Annotated in this window: 15 protein-coding genes; 5 read left to right on the forward strand and 10 right to left on the reverse strand. The window is 33.4% G+C overall.

Annotated features, from left to right (window positions below; genetic code table 11):
• Positions 1 to 53 precede the first annotated feature (53 nt).
• From ABGX27_05095 to ABGX27_05115, 5 genes are all read left to right on the forward strand, one after another.
• Positions 54 to 1,394 (forward strand): glycosyltransferase, encoded by a 1,341-nt coding sequence (locus tag ABGX27_05095; protein MEO2068871.1) that lies wholly within the window; start codon positions 54 to 56, stop codon positions 1,392 to 1,394.
• Positions 1,391 to 1,687, forward strand: coding sequence for a hypothetical protein (locus ABGX27_05100; protein MEO2068872.1), 297 nt, complete (start codon positions 1,391 to 1,393; stop codon positions 1,685 to 1,687). The genes ABGX27_05095 and ABGX27_05100 overlap by 4 nt, the downstream gene beginning before the upstream one ends.
• Positions 1,688 to 1,951 carry a hypothetical protein gene (locus ABGX27_05105; protein MEO2068873.1) on the forward strand — a complete coding sequence of 88 codons (264 nt, stop codon included), beginning with the start codon at positions 1,688 to 1,690 and terminating at the stop codon, positions 1,949 to 1,951.
• Positions 1,926 to 3,437, forward strand: coding sequence for a hypothetical protein (locus ABGX27_05110; GenBank protein ID MEO2068874.1), 1,512 nt, complete (start codon positions 1,926 to 1,928; stop codon positions 3,435 to 3,437). The genes ABGX27_05105 and ABGX27_05110 overlap by 26 nt, the downstream gene beginning before the upstream one ends.
• Before the next feature lie 189 nt (positions 3,438 to 3,626).
• Complete coding sequence (locus ABGX27_05115) at positions 3,627 to 4,901, forward strand: radical SAM protein (GenBank protein MEO2068875.1); 1,275 nt, start codon at positions 3,627 to 3,629, stop codon at positions 4,899 to 4,901.
• 184 nt (positions 4,902 to 5,085) lie between these two features.
• Here ABGX27_05115 and ABGX27_05120 read toward each other — a convergent pair whose 3' ends face one another.
• The 10 genes from ABGX27_05120 to ABGX27_05165 all read right to left on the reverse strand — a co-directional run bounded on the left by ABGX27_05120 (position 5,086) and on the right by ABGX27_05165 (position 21,685).
• Complete coding sequence (locus ABGX27_05120; protein MEO2068876.1) at positions 5,086 to 6,312, reverse strand: DUF6175 family protein; 1,227 nt, start codon at positions 6,310 to 6,312, stop codon at positions 5,086 to 5,088.
• A gap of 11 nt (positions 6,313 to 6,323) precedes the next feature.
• Positions 6,324 to 8,171, reverse strand: coding sequence for a hypothetical protein (locus ABGX27_05125; GenBank protein MEO2068877.1), 1,848 nt, complete (start codon positions 8,169 to 8,171; stop codon positions 6,324 to 6,326).
• Positions 8,172 to 8,190: 19 nt separating this feature from the next.
• Positions 8,191 to 10,197 carry a PEGA domain-containing protein gene (locus ABGX27_05130; protein MEO2068878.1) on the reverse strand — a complete coding sequence of 669 codons (2,007 nt, stop codon included), beginning with the start codon at positions 10,195 to 10,197 and terminating at the stop codon, positions 8,191 to 8,193.
• 3 nt (positions 10,198 to 10,200) lie between these two features.
• On the reverse strand, positions 10,201 to 11,292 hold the full coding sequence (locus tag ABGX27_05135) for a hypothetical protein (protein MEO2068879.1): 1,092 nt from the start codon (positions 11,290 to 11,292) through the stop codon (positions 10,201 to 10,203).
• Between the two features lie 36 nt (positions 11,293 to 11,328).
• Positions 11,329 to 11,931 carry a hypothetical protein gene (locus ABGX27_05140; GenBank protein ID MEO2068880.1) on the reverse strand — a complete coding sequence of 201 codons (603 nt, stop codon included), beginning with the start codon at positions 11,929 to 11,931 and terminating at the stop codon, positions 11,329 to 11,331.
• Between the two features lie 165 nt (positions 11,932 to 12,096).
• On the reverse strand, positions 12,097 to 13,098 hold the full coding sequence (locus ABGX27_05145; GenBank protein ID MEO2068881.1) for a hypothetical protein: 1,002 nt from the start codon (positions 13,096 to 13,098) through the stop codon (positions 12,097 to 12,099).
• A gap of 11 nt (positions 13,099 to 13,109) precedes the next feature.
• Positions 13,110 to 17,084 carry a carboxypeptidase regulatory-like domain-containing protein gene (locus ABGX27_05150; GenBank protein MEO2068882.1) on the reverse strand — a complete coding sequence of 1,325 codons (3,975 nt, stop codon included), beginning with the start codon at positions 17,082 to 17,084 and terminating at the stop codon, positions 13,110 to 13,112.
• Positions 17,069 to 18,328: a murein transglycosylase domain-containing protein gene (locus ABGX27_05155; protein MEO2068883.1), complete on the reverse strand. Its 1,260-nt coding sequence runs from the start codon at positions 18,326 to 18,328 to the stop codon at positions 17,069 to 17,071. The genes ABGX27_05150 and ABGX27_05155 overlap by 16 nt, the downstream gene beginning before the upstream one ends.
• Before the next feature lie 68 nt (positions 18,329 to 18,396).
• Positions 18,397 to 19,545, reverse strand: coding sequence for an alanine--glyoxylate aminotransferase family protein (locus ABGX27_05160; protein MEO2068884.1), 1,149 nt, complete (start codon positions 19,543 to 19,545; stop codon positions 18,397 to 18,399).
• Between the two features lie 10 nt (positions 19,546 to 19,555).
• Positions 19,556 to 21,685, reverse strand: coding sequence for a UvrD-helicase domain-containing protein (locus tag ABGX27_05165; protein MEO2068885.1), 2,130 nt, complete (start codon positions 21,683 to 21,685; stop codon positions 19,556 to 19,558).
• Positions 21,686 to 21,803: the final 118 nt, after the last annotated feature.

Below are 21,803 nucleotides of genomic sequence, written 5' to 3' on the forward strand. Positions count from 1 at the left end.
GGTTGAAGCTTACAGTACGATACTTTAAGGAAAGAATGAAGGAGAATGTTTAGATGTTGGAAAATAGTTTTTCGGAGAATTTTATAATAATTACTGTAATTCCTACTATAAATCGTCCTGATAAACTTAAGCGATCTGTAAATTCCGTTTTAATGCAGAAATACTTTCCTAATGAGATCTTAGTTGTATATGAAAAATATAAATCTAACTATCAGGAAGTAGAAAAAGTTGTTTTCGATTTTCAGAGATTTGGAAAGACGAAAGTTTCTCTTATTCCTAATGTAAAAACAAATAACTTGTCTGGGAATATCAATACTGCAATTTTGTATATAAAGAATAAATATAAGGGTTTAACTGATAGAATAACTGATAGAATATTTGTATCTATTTTGGATGATGATGACGAGTATTTACCTGATTATATCCAAACATGTGTGAATGAAATAAAGAAAAATACAAACATAGTTGCTGTATTCAGCCCTATAAAGTGGAAAACAAAAGATGGGAGTTGGGTTAATTACATAAAGAAAGAAAATTTAACTCCTAGGGAGTTTTTCATAGGAAATCCTGGGGTTCAAGGAAGTAATATGTTTATTAAATTTGGTATTCTGGAAAAAATAGGAGGTTTTGATGAGAAACTAATAAGTACTACTGATAGAGACTTAATGATACGCTTTTTGAGGTTTGTAGAAAGTTATAACAAAAAAAATAATGAACAAATGTATATAAAAGTTTTAGACAAATCTTTAGTTATTTATCACGCTGAAGAGGAACATGATAGACTTACCACAAATAAATTTAAAAAAGTGCTAGGATTGAATGCTTTTTATAGAAAATATAGAAGTGACTTTTCTCAAGAAGATTTTAAAAAGTCACTGGAAAGATCTCGAAAGCTTTTTGGATATGAATATATAAATAGAAAAGGAAAAATAGTAATAGGAATGCCTTTTAAAGATAATTTTAAGACTGTAGAAAAAGCTGTTAGGTCCGTTTTAAAGCAAAAGAGTTTAAGTAGAGAACTTATTTTATTAATAATAAATGAAGGTTCTTACAATGATTTAAAAAGGGAAATATCATCCTATTTAGATGATCCTAGACTGATAATACATAGCACTAATATAGGAAAAATAAGTGCTATTAGGAACTATATAATAGATTTTGCAATAGATGCTATTCCAGATGTTGAGTATATAGGAAGACTTGACGCTGATGATTGGTTAGTTGATGATTATGTTCTTTCTAGACTAGAAAAGATTATGGATAAATATAGTCCTGATGTAATCATAGCTGGAAATAAACTGGCTATAGATGGAAAAGTTATAGATAGGATTAATTACGCTGATAAACGACTACTAGATTTTAGCTTTTTAGAAAAAAAAAATTGCGTCAGATGAGTTTAGGTTTACCTGAAGGTGAACTTCCCTCTTGTAATACTTTTATCAAACCTTCTGTTGATATTAGATATCAAGATATGGAAAGTGCAGAAGACCATTGGTTTACTGTTGATTTATTGTTAAACCAAGATAAATATGAAATATATATAGCAGAAAACATATTATATGCAGTATATTCTTTGGATGGATATCTTACCTCTATAAATAAGAAGAAGAATTTATATTTAAAATTCAGAAAAAGGCTTTATAAGTACTTTCTTAATAAAGTTAGAAAAATTAAATGGGGGCTGTAAGTGGATAGGAGAATGGAAGCACTAAAAATACTAAAAAAATATAGAAATCAAGACTATTATTACTTAGGAGAAGGATTTTCAGGAGTTGTTTTTCATGATAATAGATCAGTATATAAAGTTCATATACCTCTCGCAAATAATTCATATGGTGAAAGTGATGGTTTATTATATTTAAGAGAAAAATTAGATGTTTTTAAAAATTCTAAATATTTCTATGAGGTAGACTTATTTAAAATAGATGATATTTATATCCTTAGATATTAGATATCCCTACGAACAGGGTGAAAAAGTAAGAGAAATTTCTGAAAGTGAATTTATTGGATTCTTAACAGAGTGTTGGGAGAAGAAAATTGTCTGTAAAAGTATAACAAAAGAGAAGAATTTTATAAGAGTTAATGGTGCCTTAAAGTTTATAGATTATGAAATATTACCTTATAGTGATAATCTTTTCTTAAATAGTGCAGCTAGAGCTTTTATGTATCTAAGGTATAAGAATTTGTCAGAAGAGAAATATAATAGAATAAAGAGAAGTATTATCAATAACTTCCATATAGAAGAAATGGAAGGATTCAATGAATTTTTAAATAAACTTTTCTTCAACATATCTTTCCATAGAAATAGAACTTTTCTAGAAAATAGAAAGCTGGAAAACTTAGAGAAGTTAAAGAACCTAGATGAGTCTATTTTCTGGAAGAAATTGGAAAAAGGAGAGTATATAACTGAGGTAATACCGGTCTTTCAAATTGACAATTACCACTTTAAAACTGAGTTTTTCATAAAAACAAAAAAATTAAATAACTTAAATAAAAGAGTATCCTTGTTGATCAAGACTTGCCCTCAAGAAAGTAAAACGATTTATCAACAAGTAAAACATATAGTTAAACAACTATCTTGTCCAGATCTGTTTTTAGAAAAGGTTATAGCAATAGATAAAAAAGAGAAAGATTTCTTAAGGGAATATACGAAAGATGGAAGTTTGGAGGAACTTTACAAAGAAATTCAAAAGTTGATAGATGAAGGAATAATTGATTATTATATAGAACTACCTGAAGAAGAAATAGAGGAAGTAAATTATAGATGGTTCGGTTTGAAGACTAAGGAGACTCACACTATTAACAATATACCTGTGACTCCTCAAGTTTATGCGTTCGAAAAAGTTAAAGGGGATTACATTCTTCAAATGGATAGCGATGTCTTAATTGGTAGAGAAGACTATAACCATTCATTTCTAGATGATATGATTCGTGCTTTGGAAGAGAATGAGAATGCAGTATCTGTTGGTTTTAATATTCCAAAAAGTAAAGATATTGTTTTTACGGAATATCATGCCCCTGAAGGTGGATACAAACCAGGAGTCAGATTTGCATTAATACACAAGAAAAGGCTTTTAAATGCAAGACCTTTACCTAATAAGCTTGTGAAAGGAAGACTAAAATGGGGTTGGTATCATTCTCTACATGAATATCAAAAGAAAAATGGTTTAGTTTCTTTAAGAGGCGGGAGTTCAAAATCATATTATATTCATCCCCAAAATTTTAGAAAGCAATGTAAAGATGTATGGTTTACAATTCTGGATAGGGTGGAAAAAAATATTATTCCAGATATTCAAAGAGAACACTTTGATCTAGAAGGTTCTTTCTACGACTGGACTATACATAAGAGAAATGAAGAGTTGATAATATTTACAATCTTAGAAGATGGCAAAAAACTAAGTAATTTTTTCAGATTTTTTTACAGTATCTTAAATTAATCCTTTAAGGATTATGGGGTTATTATAGTGAATAATGATCCTAACCATCTAATAGATAAGATTTTATGGGATTTTTTAAAAAACTTTCCTAATGTTACTTATATTCACAATAAGTTTAGATTAAAGACTACTCACAATGTATATAAAGCTTTACACTATTTTGTTAGTAATTCTGAAAGTTTTATTTTGTTGGCAAATCCTAATGATTATTTTTTAGGCGAGAATGTGTTATCTGAAATAATGGAAAGGTTAAGGATGTATAAAGCAGATCTGTTAATTGGAAAGCATGTAGTTACGAGAAATATAGAAAATTGTGGGTTGTTTAACGTAAACTTTTTACAAGCTAGGAATGTAGAGAGTAATCTTTATTCTTATGTGAAAGTATTTAAGAAATATTTGTTTGATAGTTTGAGTATGTATGACTTGAAAAAGGAAAAAGAAACGGGAATTATGTCTAATAACTTTCAAAGGCTAAGTGAAAAGTATGAGTGGTTTGATGATGATGATGAGTACACTGCCTTGTTTTCTTTAATAGTAGAGTTAAGCGAAAATCCTATAAGATTTGATTATATTAACTATGTTATTGACTCAAGAGATATCCATAAAGAAAAGATTCAATCTTCTATACATATAATTAAAAATAAGCAACCTAGGAATCATAAAAATATCGTAAGAGGTCGAAAGAACTTTATTCCAAATATAAACAAGATAGAAATAGATATAACTTATGACTGCAATTTAAAATGTTTGGGTTGCAATCGTTCATGTACTCAGGCTCCTTCCAAAGGTGATTATATGGAGATTGAACAGATAAAAAGGTTTATAAAGGAAAGTGTAGAACTAGGTCATAAATGGGAACTCATAAATATTTTGGGTGGGGAACCCACCTTGCATCCTCAATTTATAGAAATAGTTGAACTTATGTTAGAAGAATATATTTGGAAACACTCACCAGAAACTATACTACAAATAACTAGTAATGGATATACGGATCATACAAGAAAATTGTTAGACAAGGTTTCACAGTATAAAAATGTGGTCGTTGATAAACTTTCTTTTAAAAATGATAGAAATGTTATCTATTTTACATCATTTAACATAGCTCCGATAGATTTAAAAGAATTTAAAAATGCGGAATTTCATAAAGGATGTTGGGTAACTTCTTACTGTGGAATTGGATTAAATAAATATGGAGATTATGCTTACTCCATTGCAGGAGGAATAGACAGGGTTATAGGGTTTGATCTTGGAATAAAAGCTTTGAAAGATGTCCGATCAGAGAAACTCAAAAAACATTTGGACATATTTTGTAGGTATTGTGGTAATTTCGTTGAATATGACATAAATAGAGGAGATTTTATTCCTAGATGTGAAAGGGATCGTTTCAAAAATAAAATAACAAAATTTTGGATAAGGATTTACAAGAATTACAATAAAAGAAAACCTAAATTAACACATTACTAATACCTTAGTTTTATACTCTATGATATGATCTTGAAAGAGAAAAACAGCAACTAGAAAAAATAAGAAACTCTTAGAAAAGGTTATGAGAGGAAATAAGATAAGATATTGTCACCTTTCTTGAAAAGGGAAAAACGATCATTAAAAAAGGGGAAAAGGGAACGACAAGTTCCCTCCTATGAAAAATCTACTCTATTACAATTTCACTACTACCATCTCCTACCTTAATAACCAAGAAAGAACCAGCATCTAAGACCTTTTCTACTTTTCCAGGGCCATTGTAGAAGTCTTTTAACTTCATGTAAAGCTCAAAAGCATTTGGAACATCTTTTATATAGGCTATATAGCTCATCATGGAGTTTCCAGAAGCAAGTCTCTTTACTGGACGCTTTGAAAGTTTTCTGAGAGCCATATAAATAGCTTCATCTACCTTAGGAGCTATTCCTTCTGTAGTAAAGACCACAAGCTTAAATGGTTTCCCTTTCTTGGCTTCTTTTATCCATTCTTTCTTAATCTGAGAAGTAATTTTGTCTGCAACATCGTTGGCAGCTTCCTGTACAACAACTTCAGGTGAAGATACTTCTCTTTCTACAGAGTATCCAGTTGAAGCACCAACCAGCTTCCCTGTAGCAGTTTCGTAAGCTTTTACATTAACAATAGCTTTGTAGAATGGATGTCCATACTTATATCTTTGATTAACTTTAACACTTACATCAACGTAAATATCACTTCCAAACTGAAGTGCCATAGCGTACATTGGATCCGCTTTTCCTTCTAAAGTAGCAATCTTTTTGACAATGTTGTTTATTTTTGTTCCTTGTTCTTTAACGTAAACTTCAAAGTCTCTATCTTGGAGGTATTCTTGAAGTGTTGTTATCGCTGTTAAGGTTTCTGAAGAATCATCTCTTGAAAGAACAGCGATAGTTGGAAGTCCTATTTCTTCAGCAAGATCTTCTGTAGACTTTATAACCCCTGCTTCTTGAAGTTTTTCAGTTAGACCGTTAACGTCAACTTTAAATAAGTAAGTAAGGAGAATAAAGTTTCCTTCTTTTCTTTTACTTTTGACGTCGCTTTGCCATCTTATGTACTGATCTGGATTTTGAAGAATTTCTTTCACTATGCTTTCAGCTTTTCTTTTCTCTTCTGGAGTTTTCAAAATAGGTCTGTCTCCAGCGTAGAGAACGTACCAAATAGCAGCTTTCTTAGCGTCTCTTGTTGCCTGTTCAAAGGTGCAACCTTTACCAGTTGCTCTTATTAAGCTCTCGCCGGTTGTGGTGCTTTCGACAAAGCTTGCTTGTTTTGAGAGAGGTTCTACAGTTAGTGGCATTTTGCAAACGGGTTCTCCGCAAGAGGAGAGATAGAAAAGTGCGAGAGTAGAAACTCCCGCAAGAGCTAATTTATTTGTTAATTTCATCTTTCACCTCTTTATTTGGTTTTTTCTACTTTCATTCTACATACTGTAGAAGGTTTCTTGTAAAGTTTTACAAAAGGACCAACAGTCTTTATGTGGTAATTTATTCCTACACCGAAAGTAAGTCCTCCAGAAACTTCTGCATCAACATCTACATCACCTCGTTTTGCAGATGTTGAAAGTGGTTGATTCCAGCCAAGGTATCCTGCAATTTCGAAGTTAGGAGAGAAGTTATAACCAAACTGGACTTGAGGTTTTATTGCAAAGGAAGATACGCTAATATCTTCTCCATCGTAGAGTAAATATGTTTGATTTCCTTTAGCACTTAAACCTTCCAACGCAAATTCAGCACCTGGCGCGAGGTAAAGTCCAAAATTTCTAATATAAAATCTTTTGTAAAGTCCTAGCCCTAGAGTTAAATAACTTGGATCATCAGTAAATGCAGAACCATTTCCTTCAAACTGAAGTGCATCTCCTCCAAATCCCAGTCCAAAGTTAACATCAAACCAAATTTCAGAAAGAAGAGGGCTGTTAACTGCATATCCTAAATCTAGGGTAGCTCCAAGTTTTACAACTGTAAACATTCCACCGCCGGCAGAAAGATCTTCATCATCAAATTTGGTAACTTCATAATTTTCCATTCCTACTCTTGTGTAGATAAAAAGACCTGTCCAAGGATGTTCTTTTAGTTGGTCTTTAAGTTCGGCTTTTCCTTTTATAAGTTGGAACTCGCTTTCTCCCCTTTCATCACAGTTTACAAAGACTTTACGTGCTTTTACAAAACCTACTGTTTCGATTTTCCCATCAATATTTTCTCTAACGAGATAAGGTGCATCAACTCTTAAGTCTTCTAAGACTCCAATATCTGCCTTTACGGTTGTTCCATTAACATCGTCTACAGTAGCGAATATTGCGAAGTTATCATCTTCTTTCAAAGTAGTATTTACATTTATTCCTGTAGCCTTTGCGGAAGTTAAGATACTTCTCTTAAATAAGAATTCTGTTTCGGTGTTTGTTGGACGGTGATCATATGTGTAGCTTTCTCCTGTTCCAAGTCCAGAAGAACCGTCTAGCTCCTTATAAAGAACAAACTTTCCTTTATCAGCATCAAATTTAAAGATGATTACTTTTACTTTTGAAGGAACCTCTATGGTTGTTGGATAAACTATCTTATAGCCTCTGGACGTTCTTATTTTTTGCGTACTATAGGTTGCTGAAGGATTTACAGGTTCAAAGTATACACCGAAAACGAAAGCTGAATTCATAAGTTTTTTGGCAACTTCTACTGGTATTCCAAGTTCCTTAGCTTTTTCTGTTATAAATGTTTCTTGTTCAGTTTCTGGAAGTTCTTGGTATCTTTGTTCTAATGCGGAAGACATTAGTTTTTCTACAACAGGAGAAAGATCTTCGTTTAAGTAGTTTTCAAGACTTGCTTTAAAATCTTCATAGTTTCCTGTGTCAAAAGAAAAAGTTTTCATCACGTTGTTATCAACACCTATTTTCTCCTTAGCGGTTATTATGTAAGCCTTCGAAGGAGTAATAACTACCTTGTCAAACCTTTGGGTGATTAGCCAGTCGTAAAGTTCCTTGGCAATTTCATTTTCAAGATTCTGATCTATAGTGTAGTACCATGTTCCTCTGCTTTGGCATCTACCTCTTGGAGGGCAATAAGTAACTGGAACTTGTAGATCTCTTTTTGGAAGTCCTAAATCGAGACCTAAAACAGCTTTTCTTTCGTATTTCTTTTGTGTTTCATCTGACTGAACAAGGCTTTCATCTTCTACAGCCCATGAGGAGCTGTTTAGTGCTATAATGGTTGTAAGTCCTAAAAGAAGTTTTAGTGTTGTTCTTGTTCTTTTCATTTTCTACCTCCTCCTCTTTTTATTTTAATTCCACTTTTATTGTTGTTATTTCCTTGGCAATGCTCTCTGGAACATAACCAGAAAGATTTACAGGTTCCTTCCAGTCAAGGATTAGATAAAAGTTTGTATCTTTAAGTGTTGGGAGGTGGAATTTTAAGTATCTATCAAAAGGACTATCGTTTATTTCACTAAATTCAAGAGGGTGAACATCTGCTATAGATGGATAAGAGAAGCCTCCATCCCATCTATACTTTGCTCCAACGAGAGTAAGTTCATCTTTATCTTTAAAGGAAATTTCTAAGACTTTTTTCCTTAGAGTTCTATCAATTTCTTTTGCCAAAGATTCACAAGTTTTTCTGTCCATAGAAAATACAAAACTCCAGATTTCGGAAGTTTTTAAAATATTTTTTATTCCTAAGAAAAATGTGCATTGGTAATCTTTGGTATTGCTTACTGGAACATCTCTTTCTTGCTTTTTAGCTATCGCTGATAGATAACTTTTAACTTTTCTTAAAAGACCTTTCGGATAACCTATTGAGAAACTTAACTTAATAAAGTATCTTTTATCTCCATAAGGATTTTTCTTTAAAATCTCTCCAGTTTTTATGTTAATGTACTGCTTTAAAAAATGATCTGGTTTGTATATCTCATAGTTTAAATTCTCGATCTTAACACTGTTTAACAAGAAGCTCACAAGTTGCTTTGGAGAAAATTCCTCTTTTTCAGTATTAGTACTTTTACTTTCCATTCTCGTACTTGTTAAAGTTTTTATCTTAAAAAGAGGTCTATAGTCAAAGTCTTCTTCTCCTTTAAACTTTTCTGCGTCAAGTTGATTTATAAGTTTTTTTAGAATAGCAGATAAAAGCTTGTTGCTTTTTTTCTGTAAGATAACTTTTTCAGTTTCAAGCGTTGTGTAGAAAGGTTTCATTCTTCCTGAAAGGGTTAAAACAACCTTTCCTTCCTTGTAGGCTTCAACGGTTATGTTGATTGAATGTTTTGTGTATCCATCAATTTCTGTCTTTGTGTCCTTGAACTTTATAAGGATTGCGTTGGGTGATATAGGGAAAGGAGAAACCTCTAAACCACTCTTTGTGAGAATTGCTTTTGCTTCTTCTACCAAAAATGGAACGTTGGAATGAACGAAAACTTTCACTCTGCCCTTTACAATCTTTTGAAGTTCTACGGTTTTTGAAACTTTATCTCCTCTTGATAGAAAAACTGTAAAAGTTTCTGTTTTGTATCCTGGAGCACTTACCTTTACAAGGTATTCTCTTTGGGGAGGAAGTAGAATAGGAGTAAAAGGTTTGTAACTTTTTCCATTTACAAAAATGGAAGCATTTTCAGGTATTGTATTGATGGTAAGCATTCCATAATTTAGGTAAGTGTTTATTTCTTCTACTTTTTTCTTTACAAAGTTTACTATTTCTTTTCTGTTATTTGACAGGTAAGCTATAGAAAGAAGATAGTAAGCTTTGGTTAAGAGCTCTTTTAACTGGTTTTTGTTGAGTTTCGCGAAATCTACTTCTAAGCTTGTTTTTAAAAAGTCTATTGTTGCTTTTAGAGAATCTTCTGTGAAGTAAGCACATACCTTGTAATTGCCGTTTTCAAAGAGAGGTTTTGAAAGTAGGACGCCCTTTAGGAAAGATTCTGATTTCAAAGTTGAAGTTGACTTGTATTTTCTTGAAGTTCTGCCGTTTATTCTTTTTCTTTCTAACTGTGTTTCTGTTTCAACTTTTACCAAAATTTGTTCTGAGAGCTCTTTAAGGGCACTTACTCTTGCTTCTTTTGGAGTTTTCCCAAAACCACAGGCATTAAGTAGAACTTTCACTTTTTTTCTTTTATAGATTAAAACTTTTTCATTTTCAGGATCTACCGAAAAATCTTTTGGAGGTAAATTGGTTTCTTCAAGTTCCTTGAAAGCTTTTTGTGCCTTTTTTTCTTCAAAAAGAATTTTCTCATCTATAGGGGCTGCGTAACAAGAAGTAATGATCAAAAGCATTAAAAATGTTAAAAGTTCTCTTTTCATCTCTCACCTCGCAACAACACCAACGTATAAAACTCCATTCTTTTTATATATACCAACGATTTTTGCCGATACTTCCTGACAGGTTTTTGTCTTTGTATCTACGTAAGTAAGCTTAAAAGTTCCAAAAGGATTTCTTCCTATTTTCCTAAAAATGGAAGTGTTTATCCTTATTCCCTTTACTTTTGCCATTTCTACAAGTGCCTTTTTCAAGGCTGTTTTTAGTTGTCCTTTAAATCCGTTAAGGTTTTTCTTTGCAATACCAACATAGACGTATTCTCCTAAACAATCTGGATCGTCTATCCAGCAAGGTTTCTCTGAATTTAGCTTTTTGGTTGGAATGTCCGGTGATATAAGATAAACGAAAAGATTTCCTTCTTTATCAAAACATAAAGATCTTACCAAGAAGCGTAAAGAATTCTTTTTCCCCGTTGGAGTTACTACAGCGTCTTTTAGATAAAGTTTAAAAGAAGTTAATCTGGTCCTTATAACTTTTTTTACCTCTTTACTTTCAACTTTTGCATTATAAGAGTATAAGAAGAGATCCAATGCTCTTTTTACAGCGATTGAGTATTGTTCCTTAAATGTTGGAGCTTTGAATGCTACTCCTAAGCTTCCTACATAACCTTCAACGGTAGGGTTGCATAAGTACTTAGGTTTACACAATTCTAAAGAACAGATTTTTGCATCTTCAAAGTATGGGAAGTCTTTCTTTTTCTCTTTATAGGCGTAAGCAACGAAAATTTTACTGGAGTAACCAGGTATTTTTATTTTCTTGGTTTCAAATTTTATTCCTTCTTGAGAAGAAACGTTTTCAAGCTTTGTCTTTAGGACTTTAAGACTTTTTGATGAAAGACTTTGAAATTGGGATGGACAAAAGAAAGGAGGATTTTTATTTTCCAAGTTAAGAAGGCTGTAAATAGCACGGCACTTTGCTAAAAACAGCGAATAATCATTACCGTAAAAGCTTTTGTCTGAAAAACCAAGAGCTCCCAAGTGGGAAACATCGGCAGGCTCAAAGAACCACTTTGGGAGCTCTGCGGTATAAAGAGGCGTTGTTTTAACCTCACGACAACCAAGAGTGAGGAAACTTAGCAAAAACAGAAGAATAAGATTTTTCTTCAACTCTATACCTTACTTTGTGGTTTCTTTCTCAAGTTCCTGCTGAGCTTTGTAAGCTTTAAACTCTTCGTATAAGATTTCTTCGTCTCTTGGGTTGTTTAGATTTGCTTTTTGAGCAATTTCGTGAATCATCTCTTTAACAACTTGAGGCTGTAATCCTACGACAGCACAGGCTACAAACTGTCCATCTTGAGTTCTAAAGGTCTTATACTTAAGAGGTCTACTTCCTTCCAAGTACTTATCAGCTACTTGTTTTGCAACGTCTTCAAAAGTGCTACCTATGTATCTTTTCTTGCCTGCAACGGTTCTATTCTTGTATCTTTTTACCATGTTTTTAACTCTTATTCCCAATATTCTTGCAAGTTCACTTCTTGCATCTGCAACAGCTTCTTCCCTTGCATACTGAGCTTCTTCAATGCTTTGAGCAAAGTTACATTTACAAGCAGCAATTCCACCTTCTAGATTGCTGTACTCTGAACAAAAGTCGTCCCAGGGGGTAGAGAATTCTATTGCATTCATAGAAGTTTTAGGCTCTTCTTTCTTTCCTCCACATCCAAAGACTCCAAAGGACATAGCTATCAGTCCTGCCATTCCAAGAACAAGTTTCCTTCTCATCTTTCCCTCCTTCGTTTAGGATTAAAGGTGGAGTGTTATTTCAAAGACCCCTCGGGTTATTCTTTTCAGCAATTTTATAATTGTATCATCTGTAGGTTGGTTTCTTTTTTGTATTTCATAATACCCTCACTCAAAATTACCAGAATTAATTATAATAGAAACCCTCTAAAAAAGTAAAGCTAAAGATACAAAAGGTCCTGAAAATTTGCTTTCAGCTCTGGCATAAATGTAAATATCGTCCTCCTTAGCTGTTTCTAAAACAAAATCAGAGTATCTGTATCCTATCTTACATGTAAAAATTTTAGGAAATACAGATTTTAGTAGTTTATTATCTACTTTAGATTTTTTGGAAAATAAGATACCAAACTCTATTTCGTAAAAGTAACCTTTTCCTCCTTGTAGATATTCTGATTCATTAGCTTTTTCTACATTTTCACTTTTAGGTTCCAACTTTAAAACATATCCCCCAATTACTTTTCCAAAAAAGTTTAAAAAGCCTTTTTGATTCTCTACTTTTTCTACAGTAAGAGTAAGAAAATGTGCTTTCCAGTTCATATTGGGTTCGACGAAGCGATATAGTTCTTTGTTGGATCCTATGACATATAAAGTTTGTGGTAGAGTGTAATCCATAAACCTATATCCAGCTCCTAACGCTAAACCTTCTTTATTAAAGAAAGGATAAAAAGTAATATCTCCTATATTTAGTTCTGTGCTAAACTTAACAAATCCTTCATTTAAAGTGTCAGGATCTATTGAGGTAGAATAGCCTTCTGTTTTTGAATGGATATATGACGCTCTTGATGCCATTCCCTCCCACTCTATTCCTATAAATCCAAGAATTTTGGAAAGTTTCTGTTCTGTAGAGAGTGCTGTTGTTAGTTCTTCATCTTTTTTAGTGAATATATACTTTATTCCTCCTTTTACTCTATGCCATGATCCGCTTACTGCCACTTCCTTTGCAAAAGAGTTCTTTATAGTAAAACGATGGTAGATATCGTTTTCTATATCCTGGTTGTTGGGACTATCATCCTGTTCCCAATGTAAATACCAAGTTCCTAAGGTAAACTCAAGAGTTTGAGATTTTCCATATAAAGGTGTAAAAAGAAACATAAGAAAAAGAATTTGTAGAAAGACATAAAGCCTTCCTCTATATCCATTTTTCTTCACTACTGCCCCCTTTACTCTTCTTCTTTAGTGAGAGAAAATTTGTAGTGGGTGTCGTAGTTATTTTCTCTATAGATTTTCAATATATAAGTTCCTGGTTCGGAAATGGTATAAGTACAACTTCCTGTTTTTCCAATATTGCCATCCACACGACAATCTGAATTATAAAATTTTGTAATGAGTTGGTAGTAACCCCAAGATTCTGTACCATCTAAAATTGATATGGTAAGTACATATTTTCCAGGTGTTGTGATTTTAACTTCATAGTAGTCTACGGTATCAAAACCAACGCCAACCCAATTCTCTATCTCTTCCCCTATTTTTATAGGAGTTGCAAGATTAGGTGTATTATTTGGCTCCCCTTTAGCATCCTGTTTTAAGCCATTATCTACACTTGGATAAACTTCCAGAGCATAATAAGTATCGCACCAACTTTCTCTATAAACTTTTATTTTGTAATTTCCACTTTCCTTAGGTGTGAAATCGAACCAAGTTTGACAATTTGTACATTCACCATCAATAGATCCTTTTGCAATTTCTGAACCAGAAGGAGAGTAAATCTTTGCCCAAAGTTCGGCTCCCCAACAACTTTCTGTCCCTGAGTATGTTCTTAGTCTTACAGTATAAGTCTTATCTTTTTCAAGGTTTTTAAGATCATACCAATCGTAAGGATCAGCTCCTACGCCTACATCAGCCTTTATCTCTTGTAAGAGCTCCAGAGGAGTTGCCATATATTCACTGTCATTCGGTTCTCCATTAACGTCCTGTTTGAGTCCATTGGTTATGGATGGATAAATGATGAATCTGTAATATGCATCACGGTTGTAGTCAGAGTAAATTTTTATGTAGTAATTTCCTGTAGTTTTAGCTTCAAATGAAAATACAGACCAGCCGATTCTATAAAGCCTAGTGGAACCTACTTCTGATCCTGAGGGATCATAGACTCTAAAGTACACATTGTTGTAGTCGTATGTTCCACTTAAAGTTTGAAATTTTACTGTGTAGTATCCTTTAGTAGTAATAGAAAGCCTATACCAATCGACGTAGTCGTGTTTCCAAATGTTTACATCCGAGTAAACAGCCTGCCCAAGCTTAATCTCATATGCTGTTGCCTTTACATCGTTTGGTTCAAGGGTGTTTCCATCCCAGGCAATACTACTTAAAAGATTACCGTCTTTATCTTTTACATCCCATCCGGGGAATAAAGCAATTTTTACATACTCTTTTCCTGAATAAGAAGAGTAGCGATTTTTAGGAATAAGCTTTAATTCATAGTCTGTCTCTTTGTCCAGAACTTCAAGCTGATAATAGGTATTTCCATCATCATACGAATTTCTATATCCGTCTGCATATATCTCACTACGGGTATAACTTTCAGAAATAATATCTTTATCATCAAATATAAGTATTTCATATTTTCCTAGTTCTAAATTAGTAAGTTTTACTGTGTAGGTTTTATCTACTTTTACTTGGCGTATTTCTCCTGGACTTAAAGTATAAGTCCCATTATCATCAGTTTTCAGGTTATCTATAACACGTACTGTAATGTAGAACTCGTAGAGAGGATTACCATTTTCATCCTTTTCTTGAGAGTAAACTCTAACCTTTGTAGTTCCTGCTTTTACAGCATAAATGATGCCATTACTGTCTACTGTAGCAACGCTTTCATCTAAGGATTCATAAAGAAGTGTTTTATCTGTGGTAGCTATAGGAATTTGATAAGTTGACGGGAGATCTATTCCATCTTCTGTAGTATAAAGTTTAATTGTTCCAGCATCTGGAGCTTTTAGCCACACTAAATCCATAGGGTTCACTTTTATATAGAAGGTCTTTACGGTTTTTAGTCCATGCTCATCTTGGACTTCCAAAGTAATAGTATGTGTTCCAGGAATTAAAACTTTTTGGAGATTTTCATTATCTCCTAAGTCTCCTTGTAGATCGGAGAACCATCTTATAGTAACGTTATCAGAATCTGGGTCTGTTATTGAAGTATTTATTACAACCTCTTCATTAGCTTTATACTCTTTAGGATATTGGTTGTTTGTTATATCTGTTTCGGCTGGAGAAATAACTGTAATTTCGGGGTAATGGTTTACTTTAAAGGAAATAGTTTTAGAAGTAGTACGGGCATTACTTTTTGCTTTTACGACGATAGAATAAATTCCCCCTTCATCGGGAGATTTCCATGTAGCTTTTCCTGCAGTAGGATCCATAGCTATGAATTCTCCAAATTCAGAGTCAAATTCGTAAGTAACATTATCTCCGTCCGGATCAACAGCCAATACTTCTATATTAACGGTATTACCAGGATTGAGGAAGTAATTGCCATTCTCATCTTGGGTAACATTTTCTGTAAGAGAATAAACATTTACAACTTTAAATTCAGGTGGATTAGGATCTACATATGTAATCTCGATAGGAGTGTCTATAGTTAAAGTCTCTCCAACAGAAAGACTTCCTAATTCTTTCACTATTGTATTGATAAGATTTCCATCTTTATCGCTTCCATAAACTTTTATATAGTAATCGTTTCCAACAGGCACATTTTGAATAGTAAAGCTGAAAGTTCCATTTACTATATCTCCTATAGGAGAGTAAGTTGTTACAACGTTGCCAGTGCTATCTAATATGTCAATTTTGAGGTTTTCCAAACCTTCAAAATCTTCTGGAAGCTTTATAGTTCCTTCTACTGTTCCGGTTAATCTATGTAGAATGATAGGATCTTCTAATACAGTTGTAACACCTGCTATTACTTCGATTTCTTCCGTAGTAACTTCCTCGTAGGATGAGTCTGAAGATTTTCCAAAGTGGAGTCTATATTTACCTTCGGGGAGACCTGTTATTAAGAAAGCTCCATCTATTAAGGAACCATTCTGCTTTGTTTCAAATTCTCCGTCAAGCCTTTCTACTGTAATATCTATACCGGCATGTTCGGTAGAATCAGAGAAGTAAACGTAACCTGCTATTGCTCCGGTTGTTTCGGATGGAGATAAGAATATAGTTCCTAAATCTTTACTGAGAGATGATAAGTCTATGTTTTCGACAGTTTTAGGTATAAAACCTTCTTTTTTTATAAGGACTGTATAAGTTCCTTTAGCTAAATTTGTAAACTTAAAGTACCCATTATCATCTGTAATAGCTAAAAGATAATTGTCCTTATCCGGTTTTAGAAAAACTAGGGCATTCTGAATAGGATTACCCGTAGAATCTATAACTTTACCAGTAAGGGATCCTTCAAATACTAGATCATCAAGAGATATGGTTACATTCTGAGTTTCATTTCCTACAGAAACATATCTACTTAACAGCACATTTCCATTTATATCAGAAAGCGTAAGAAAATACCTTCCCTCTGGAATTCCTTTAATTATAACGTCTTCTCCTGTGGGGATTCTTTGATAAAGGTCTAAAGAGTTAATGTTTAACCAAACTTCTGAGAATCGGTTAGTTAGGACTTTAATAGAAAAGTCGTATAAAGGTTTTAGTTCTATCTCTCCTAAATCAACAGTTTCTCCCTTTTTAACAGCAATATCGTTTATTTGAACCCCATATCCATCTTCACTTTTGTAGGATATAGAGGCGTCTGCAGTAGGAGGAACGTTAGTAATTACCCAGGTACCATCTTCTTCTTCTTGTTTAATGTTAGATTCGCTGACTTTTAAAGCAGCACTTATAGCCTGAGCTATTTTATCAGGAGTTGCTATTAAACCCCCAGAAGCTTCATACTCGTAGGATCTTTGGATATTTGGAGTTACAAACTTTACTTTAATGGTACCTCCTTCCCTTTCTATTTCAGTAGAGGAGGTGATTTCATTGGAACTTGTGCTAGAACTGTAAGATGTAGTTGTAGTGTCGCTACTAGTACTAGTGGTATCTTGGTAGGTCGTTTGAGTAGTATCTGAATTAGAATTTGTAGAAGTTTCAACAGAACATCCTACTATGAAAGATAAAAGAAATACGAGAAAAATTGTTTTCAGATTTTTTCCCATTTTTCCTCCCTTACTACTTTTTGAAGCTTAGAATATACTTTTTTTCTTCTTAAAACCCTTTTTAAATAGTTCTTGGTTTCTAAAGGTACATTCTTTATAAGTATATCATAAACTTGAGTATGTGATAAAGTATTAATTCTTCCAATTGCTTTCTTAAGGTTGGTTGTTCCAGTAATTGCCCTTGCAACGTTTCCTACGCCTGTGTTGTAGGCAGCGATAGTGCAGTAGAGTCTGCTTCGTGGATCTTTGACATTCTTAAAGTAGTGGTGATATAGAAGATAAAGATAAGTTGTTCCAACTAGAATATTCTTTTCTCCATTGTAAAGGTACGAAGGAGCAAGTAGTACAGGTTTTCCGTAGATGATTCTTGTTGCGTCCCTTCCTGCAGTTTGAGGAACTATTTGCATTAAACCGTAAGCCGGAACTGGAGATTGAGCGAAAGGGTTAAAAGAGCTTTCTGTATGAATAATTGCAAAGACAAGAGCTGGTTCTAAATGGTATTTACTGGCAAACTTGTAAACATGAGGTCTATAGCGTAAAGCTTTTCTTAAAAGGTTTTTGTATGGAAACTTTATTTTTACAGTATAAACCCTGTTGTTTCTTATCTTTGACTTGGATACCGATAGGTTTGATGTTTTAACCACTCTTTCCGAAAACCTTTTAGCCTCTTTCAGAGAAGGTTTCTTTTTAAAAAGAAGATCAGTAATTAAAGGTTCTTTATCTACTTTTGCTTTCTTTACGTATTTTAAAGTTGAAATTCTTTTTTCCACCCTTTGTAATAGCTTGTTGTTTCTAAAAGCTGTTTCCTTATCTTCCAAAATAAGCTTAGTGAGTTCTTTCTTGATACGTTTTTCTGCTTCTTTTTTAGAGGGTGCTATAACTGAAATCTCTATTTCACCTTTTTCGTAATCTATACTCTTTTTGGCTTTTAAGTCTTGAGAATAGTCTACCCATCTTTTCTTCGTAGGTACTTCAGCTTTCCCCCAAACGGCAGCGATTTCTTTTTTGTACTTTTCAAACTCTTGTTGATAAATCCTTTTATATTCTTCAAACTCTTTATTCAGTTCCCTTACGTACTGATTAAAGCTGTTTTTTTCATTCTTACTAAAGGAGTTGAACTCTTTAGTTTGAGATAAATAGTAGTTTTTAAAACTTTCAGGATTTTCGGAATATGCCACACTATACATTGAAAAGGAAATAAAAGAAAAAGTTAATATCCTTTTAAGAATATGAAAAAGTTTCATAAATCCCTCCATCTATCTTCTTCATTATTTATTTTAACGAAAAAAGGGCAGGAAAACTGCCCTTGAGTTTAGCTATTTTGATAAACTTCCATAGCTGCCTTAATAGAATCTCCAAACTTAAAATCTTTATATCCAAGTTCATAAAGTGCAAACTCAACAACTTCAAGACCTGTAAGAATGTCAAATATATCTACATATCCCATGTGAGAAAGTCTAAATATCTTTCCTTTAAGATGTTCCTGTCCCCCTGCTATTGTTATTCCAAATTTTTCTCTTGCGAGTTTAACAATATCTTGTCCGTTGATACCTTCTGGAGAGTAAACTGCCGTAACACCATTTGCAGGCCTTTCAGAAAAAAGTTTCAAACCTAAGGCTTTGACTCCTTCTTGAGTTGCTTTTGCTAAAAGAGCGTGTCTCTTTGCTACATTCTCAATTCCCTCTTCTTCTATCATCTTTAAAGCTTCATTTAAAGCAACTACAAGGTTTGTGCTTGCAGTATAAGCTGTCTGTCCTTCTTTCTGTTTTTTAAGTTCTTTTCTTAAATCAAAATAGTAGCTCCTTGATTTTACTTTTTTTAGTCTTTCCTGTGCCTTTTCGTTTAGGGAAATTATTGCAAGTCCTGGAGGTGTCATTAAGGCTTTCTGGGAACCTGTAATTGCTACGTCTATTCCCCATTCATCGGTTGGAATGTCGTAAACACCGTAAGCTGTTATTCCGTCAGCTATTAGAAGAATGTCATCGTAGTTTTTCAAGATCTCACCTATGCCTTTTACATCGTGTATTGTTCCTGTAGAAGTTTCACATATCTGAACTAAAACACCTTTAACAGTAGAATTTTCTTTTAATACTTTTTCTATCTTCTCCAAATCTACACTTTTTCCCCATTCAACTTCTATGACTATTGGATTTACTCCGTAAATTTCACAAAGTTCTTTCCATCTTTCTCCAAACTTTCCACCAACGACAACTACTGCACTATCGCCAGGATTGAAAAGGTTTACAACTGCCGATTCCATAGCACCGGTTCCAGAAGAAGCTAAGATAAGAACTTCACCTTCCGTTTTAAAAAGTTTCTGTAGTCTTTCTCTTGCTTCAAGGAAAACCTTTTTGAACTCAGGACTACGGTGATAAAGTGTTGGTCTTGATAAAGCTTCTAAAACTCTCGGTGGAACGATTGTTGGCCCTGGAGTTAAGAGTCTCTGTTTTATCGGTCTCAAGGCATACCTCCTAAATATTGTTTTCCCATTCTAAAACTTCTAAGAACTTCATAATTATCGTTTTTTCTCCAAAAGTTGGAAAGAATACAGTAACCTTTGCATTATCTCCTGTTTCTGAAACTCTTAGAACCTTTCCTTTCCCAAATTTTTTGTGGAAAACTGTTTTTGGATTTTTTCTATGTTTTATGGAAGTTTTTATCTCAGCACTGGCAATTCCTTCACTTTGCTTCTTTTCTTTTTTCTTTACTTCCTTAATTAAGGATTTAGGAATTTCGTCCAAGAACCTTGACTTCTTAGTAGGTTTTACTTTCCCAAAACTTCTGCGACTTTTAGCGTAAGAAAGAGAAAGTATCTTTTTTGCCCTCGTTATAGCTACATAAAAAAGCCGTCTTTCTTCTTCCATTTCTTCAAAAGAATCGAGGCTTTTTATGTGGGGGAAAAGTCCTTCTTCCAAGCCTACAATAAAGACTATCGGGAACTCAAGCCCTTTTGAAGCGTGAACGGTCATTAAGACAACTCTTTCGCTTTCTTCCATTTCGTCTTGATCAGATGAAAGGGCTATTGTGTTGAAGAACTCTATATAAAGTTCTTTACCTTTTAATTTTTCTCTTTCTGCAAACTCAGAAATAGTGTTTCCAACTTCTTTTACGTTTTCAAGCCTTGTTTCAAAGTCTGTAGGGTTTTCCTTCCTTAAAAATTCTTCGTATCCGGTTTCTTTTAAGATAAAGTTAATGACGTCAAAAGGAGAGAAGTTTTTCTCTATTCTTTCCCTTATTTCTTTAATTATGTTTATAAGAAGTTCAACAGAGTTTTTTTGCTTTTCAGTTTTAACAAAACTTAACAGTTTCTCTAAAGCTTTTATGGAGGACTTCTCTTCTTCAAGAAGTTCTTTTAGGACTTTTTCTACTTTTTCTCCAAGTCCTCTTCGTGGGGTGTTTAGAATTCTTAGCAAGGATATTTCATCGCTTTCGAAAATAGCCACTCTCAAGTATGCTAGGATATCTTTAACTTCCTTTCTTTCGTAGAACTTAATTCCACCAACGATTTGATAAGGTATATTCTCACGCCTTAGGGCATCTTCTATTATCCTTGACTGTGAATTGGTTCTGTAAATAACTGCAATTTCGTGTGGCTTTACGTTCTTTTTGAGAAACTGTTTAATCGTTTTAGCTACGAAAAGTGACTCTTGAGTATCGCTTTCAGCAGCAAAAAGTCTTATTGGTTCTCCTTGAGGGTTATCTGTGTAGAGGGTTTTTCCTTTCCTTAATTTATTATTCTTTATTACGCTATTTGCTGCTAAAAGTATAGTTTTTGTACATCTATAGTTTTTCTCAAGCTTTATAACTTTTGCGTTTTTGAAATCTTTCTCAAATGAGAGAATGTTTTCAATGTTTGCTCCGCGCCAAGTGTAGATACACTGATCCTCATCTCCTACGACACAAATATTTCCTTTTTCTTTTGTTAGAGCTTTTACGATTTCGTATTGTATTTTGTTGGTATCTTGATATTCATCTACTAAAACGTATCTAAAGAACTTAGAGTATTTTTCTCTTAGATTTTCTTTTTTTAAAAGATCTCTTCCTAAAAGGAGTAAATCATCAAAATCTAATGAATCGGTTTCCCTAAGTTTTTTCTCATAAGCTTTAAATATTTCTTTTATTTTGTCTATTTCTATTTCCTCTAAGGATTGCGTTCCGTTTTTTACGTTACTAATTATTGAAGAAATAGCTGCAGGGGTATAGAGTTCTAAATCAAGGTTTAAATCCTTTATTATTTCTTTTAGAATCCTTTTTTTGTCGTCGGTATCAAGAATTAAAAAGTTTCTACTTAGTCCAACAGTTTCAGCTTCTCTCCTTAAAAGTTTTACGCAAAAAGAGTGAAAAGTCGAAACCCAGATGGGAGTATCTAAACCAAGTAGATTAGAAACTCTCTCTTTCATTTCTCTTGCAGCTTTGTTGGTAAAGGTTATTGCCAGTATCCTTTGCGGTTCAAAAGAAAGGGCTTTTACCATGTAGGCTATCTTGTAGGTAATTACCCTTGTTTTTCCAGAACCTGCTCCTGCTAAGATAAGTAGTGGAGAATCAAAATGTAGAACAGCTTCCCTTTGCTCTCTGTTCAGATCTTTCAGAAGCTCTTCCAAACTACTACTCCATATTTTGCGATTTGGAGAGGGAATTATCTTATAGTAAAGATAGAAAAGTAAAGTAGTAAAATTTAAATAAGGAGAGGGTGGCAGGAAGCGAAGTGGAATTATTCTT

It is taken from the genome of Desulfurobacteriaceae bacterium (genome assembly GCA_039832905.1).
GTDB lineage: Bacteria > Aquificota > Aquificia > Desulfurobacteriales > Desulfurobacteriaceae > Desulfurobacterium.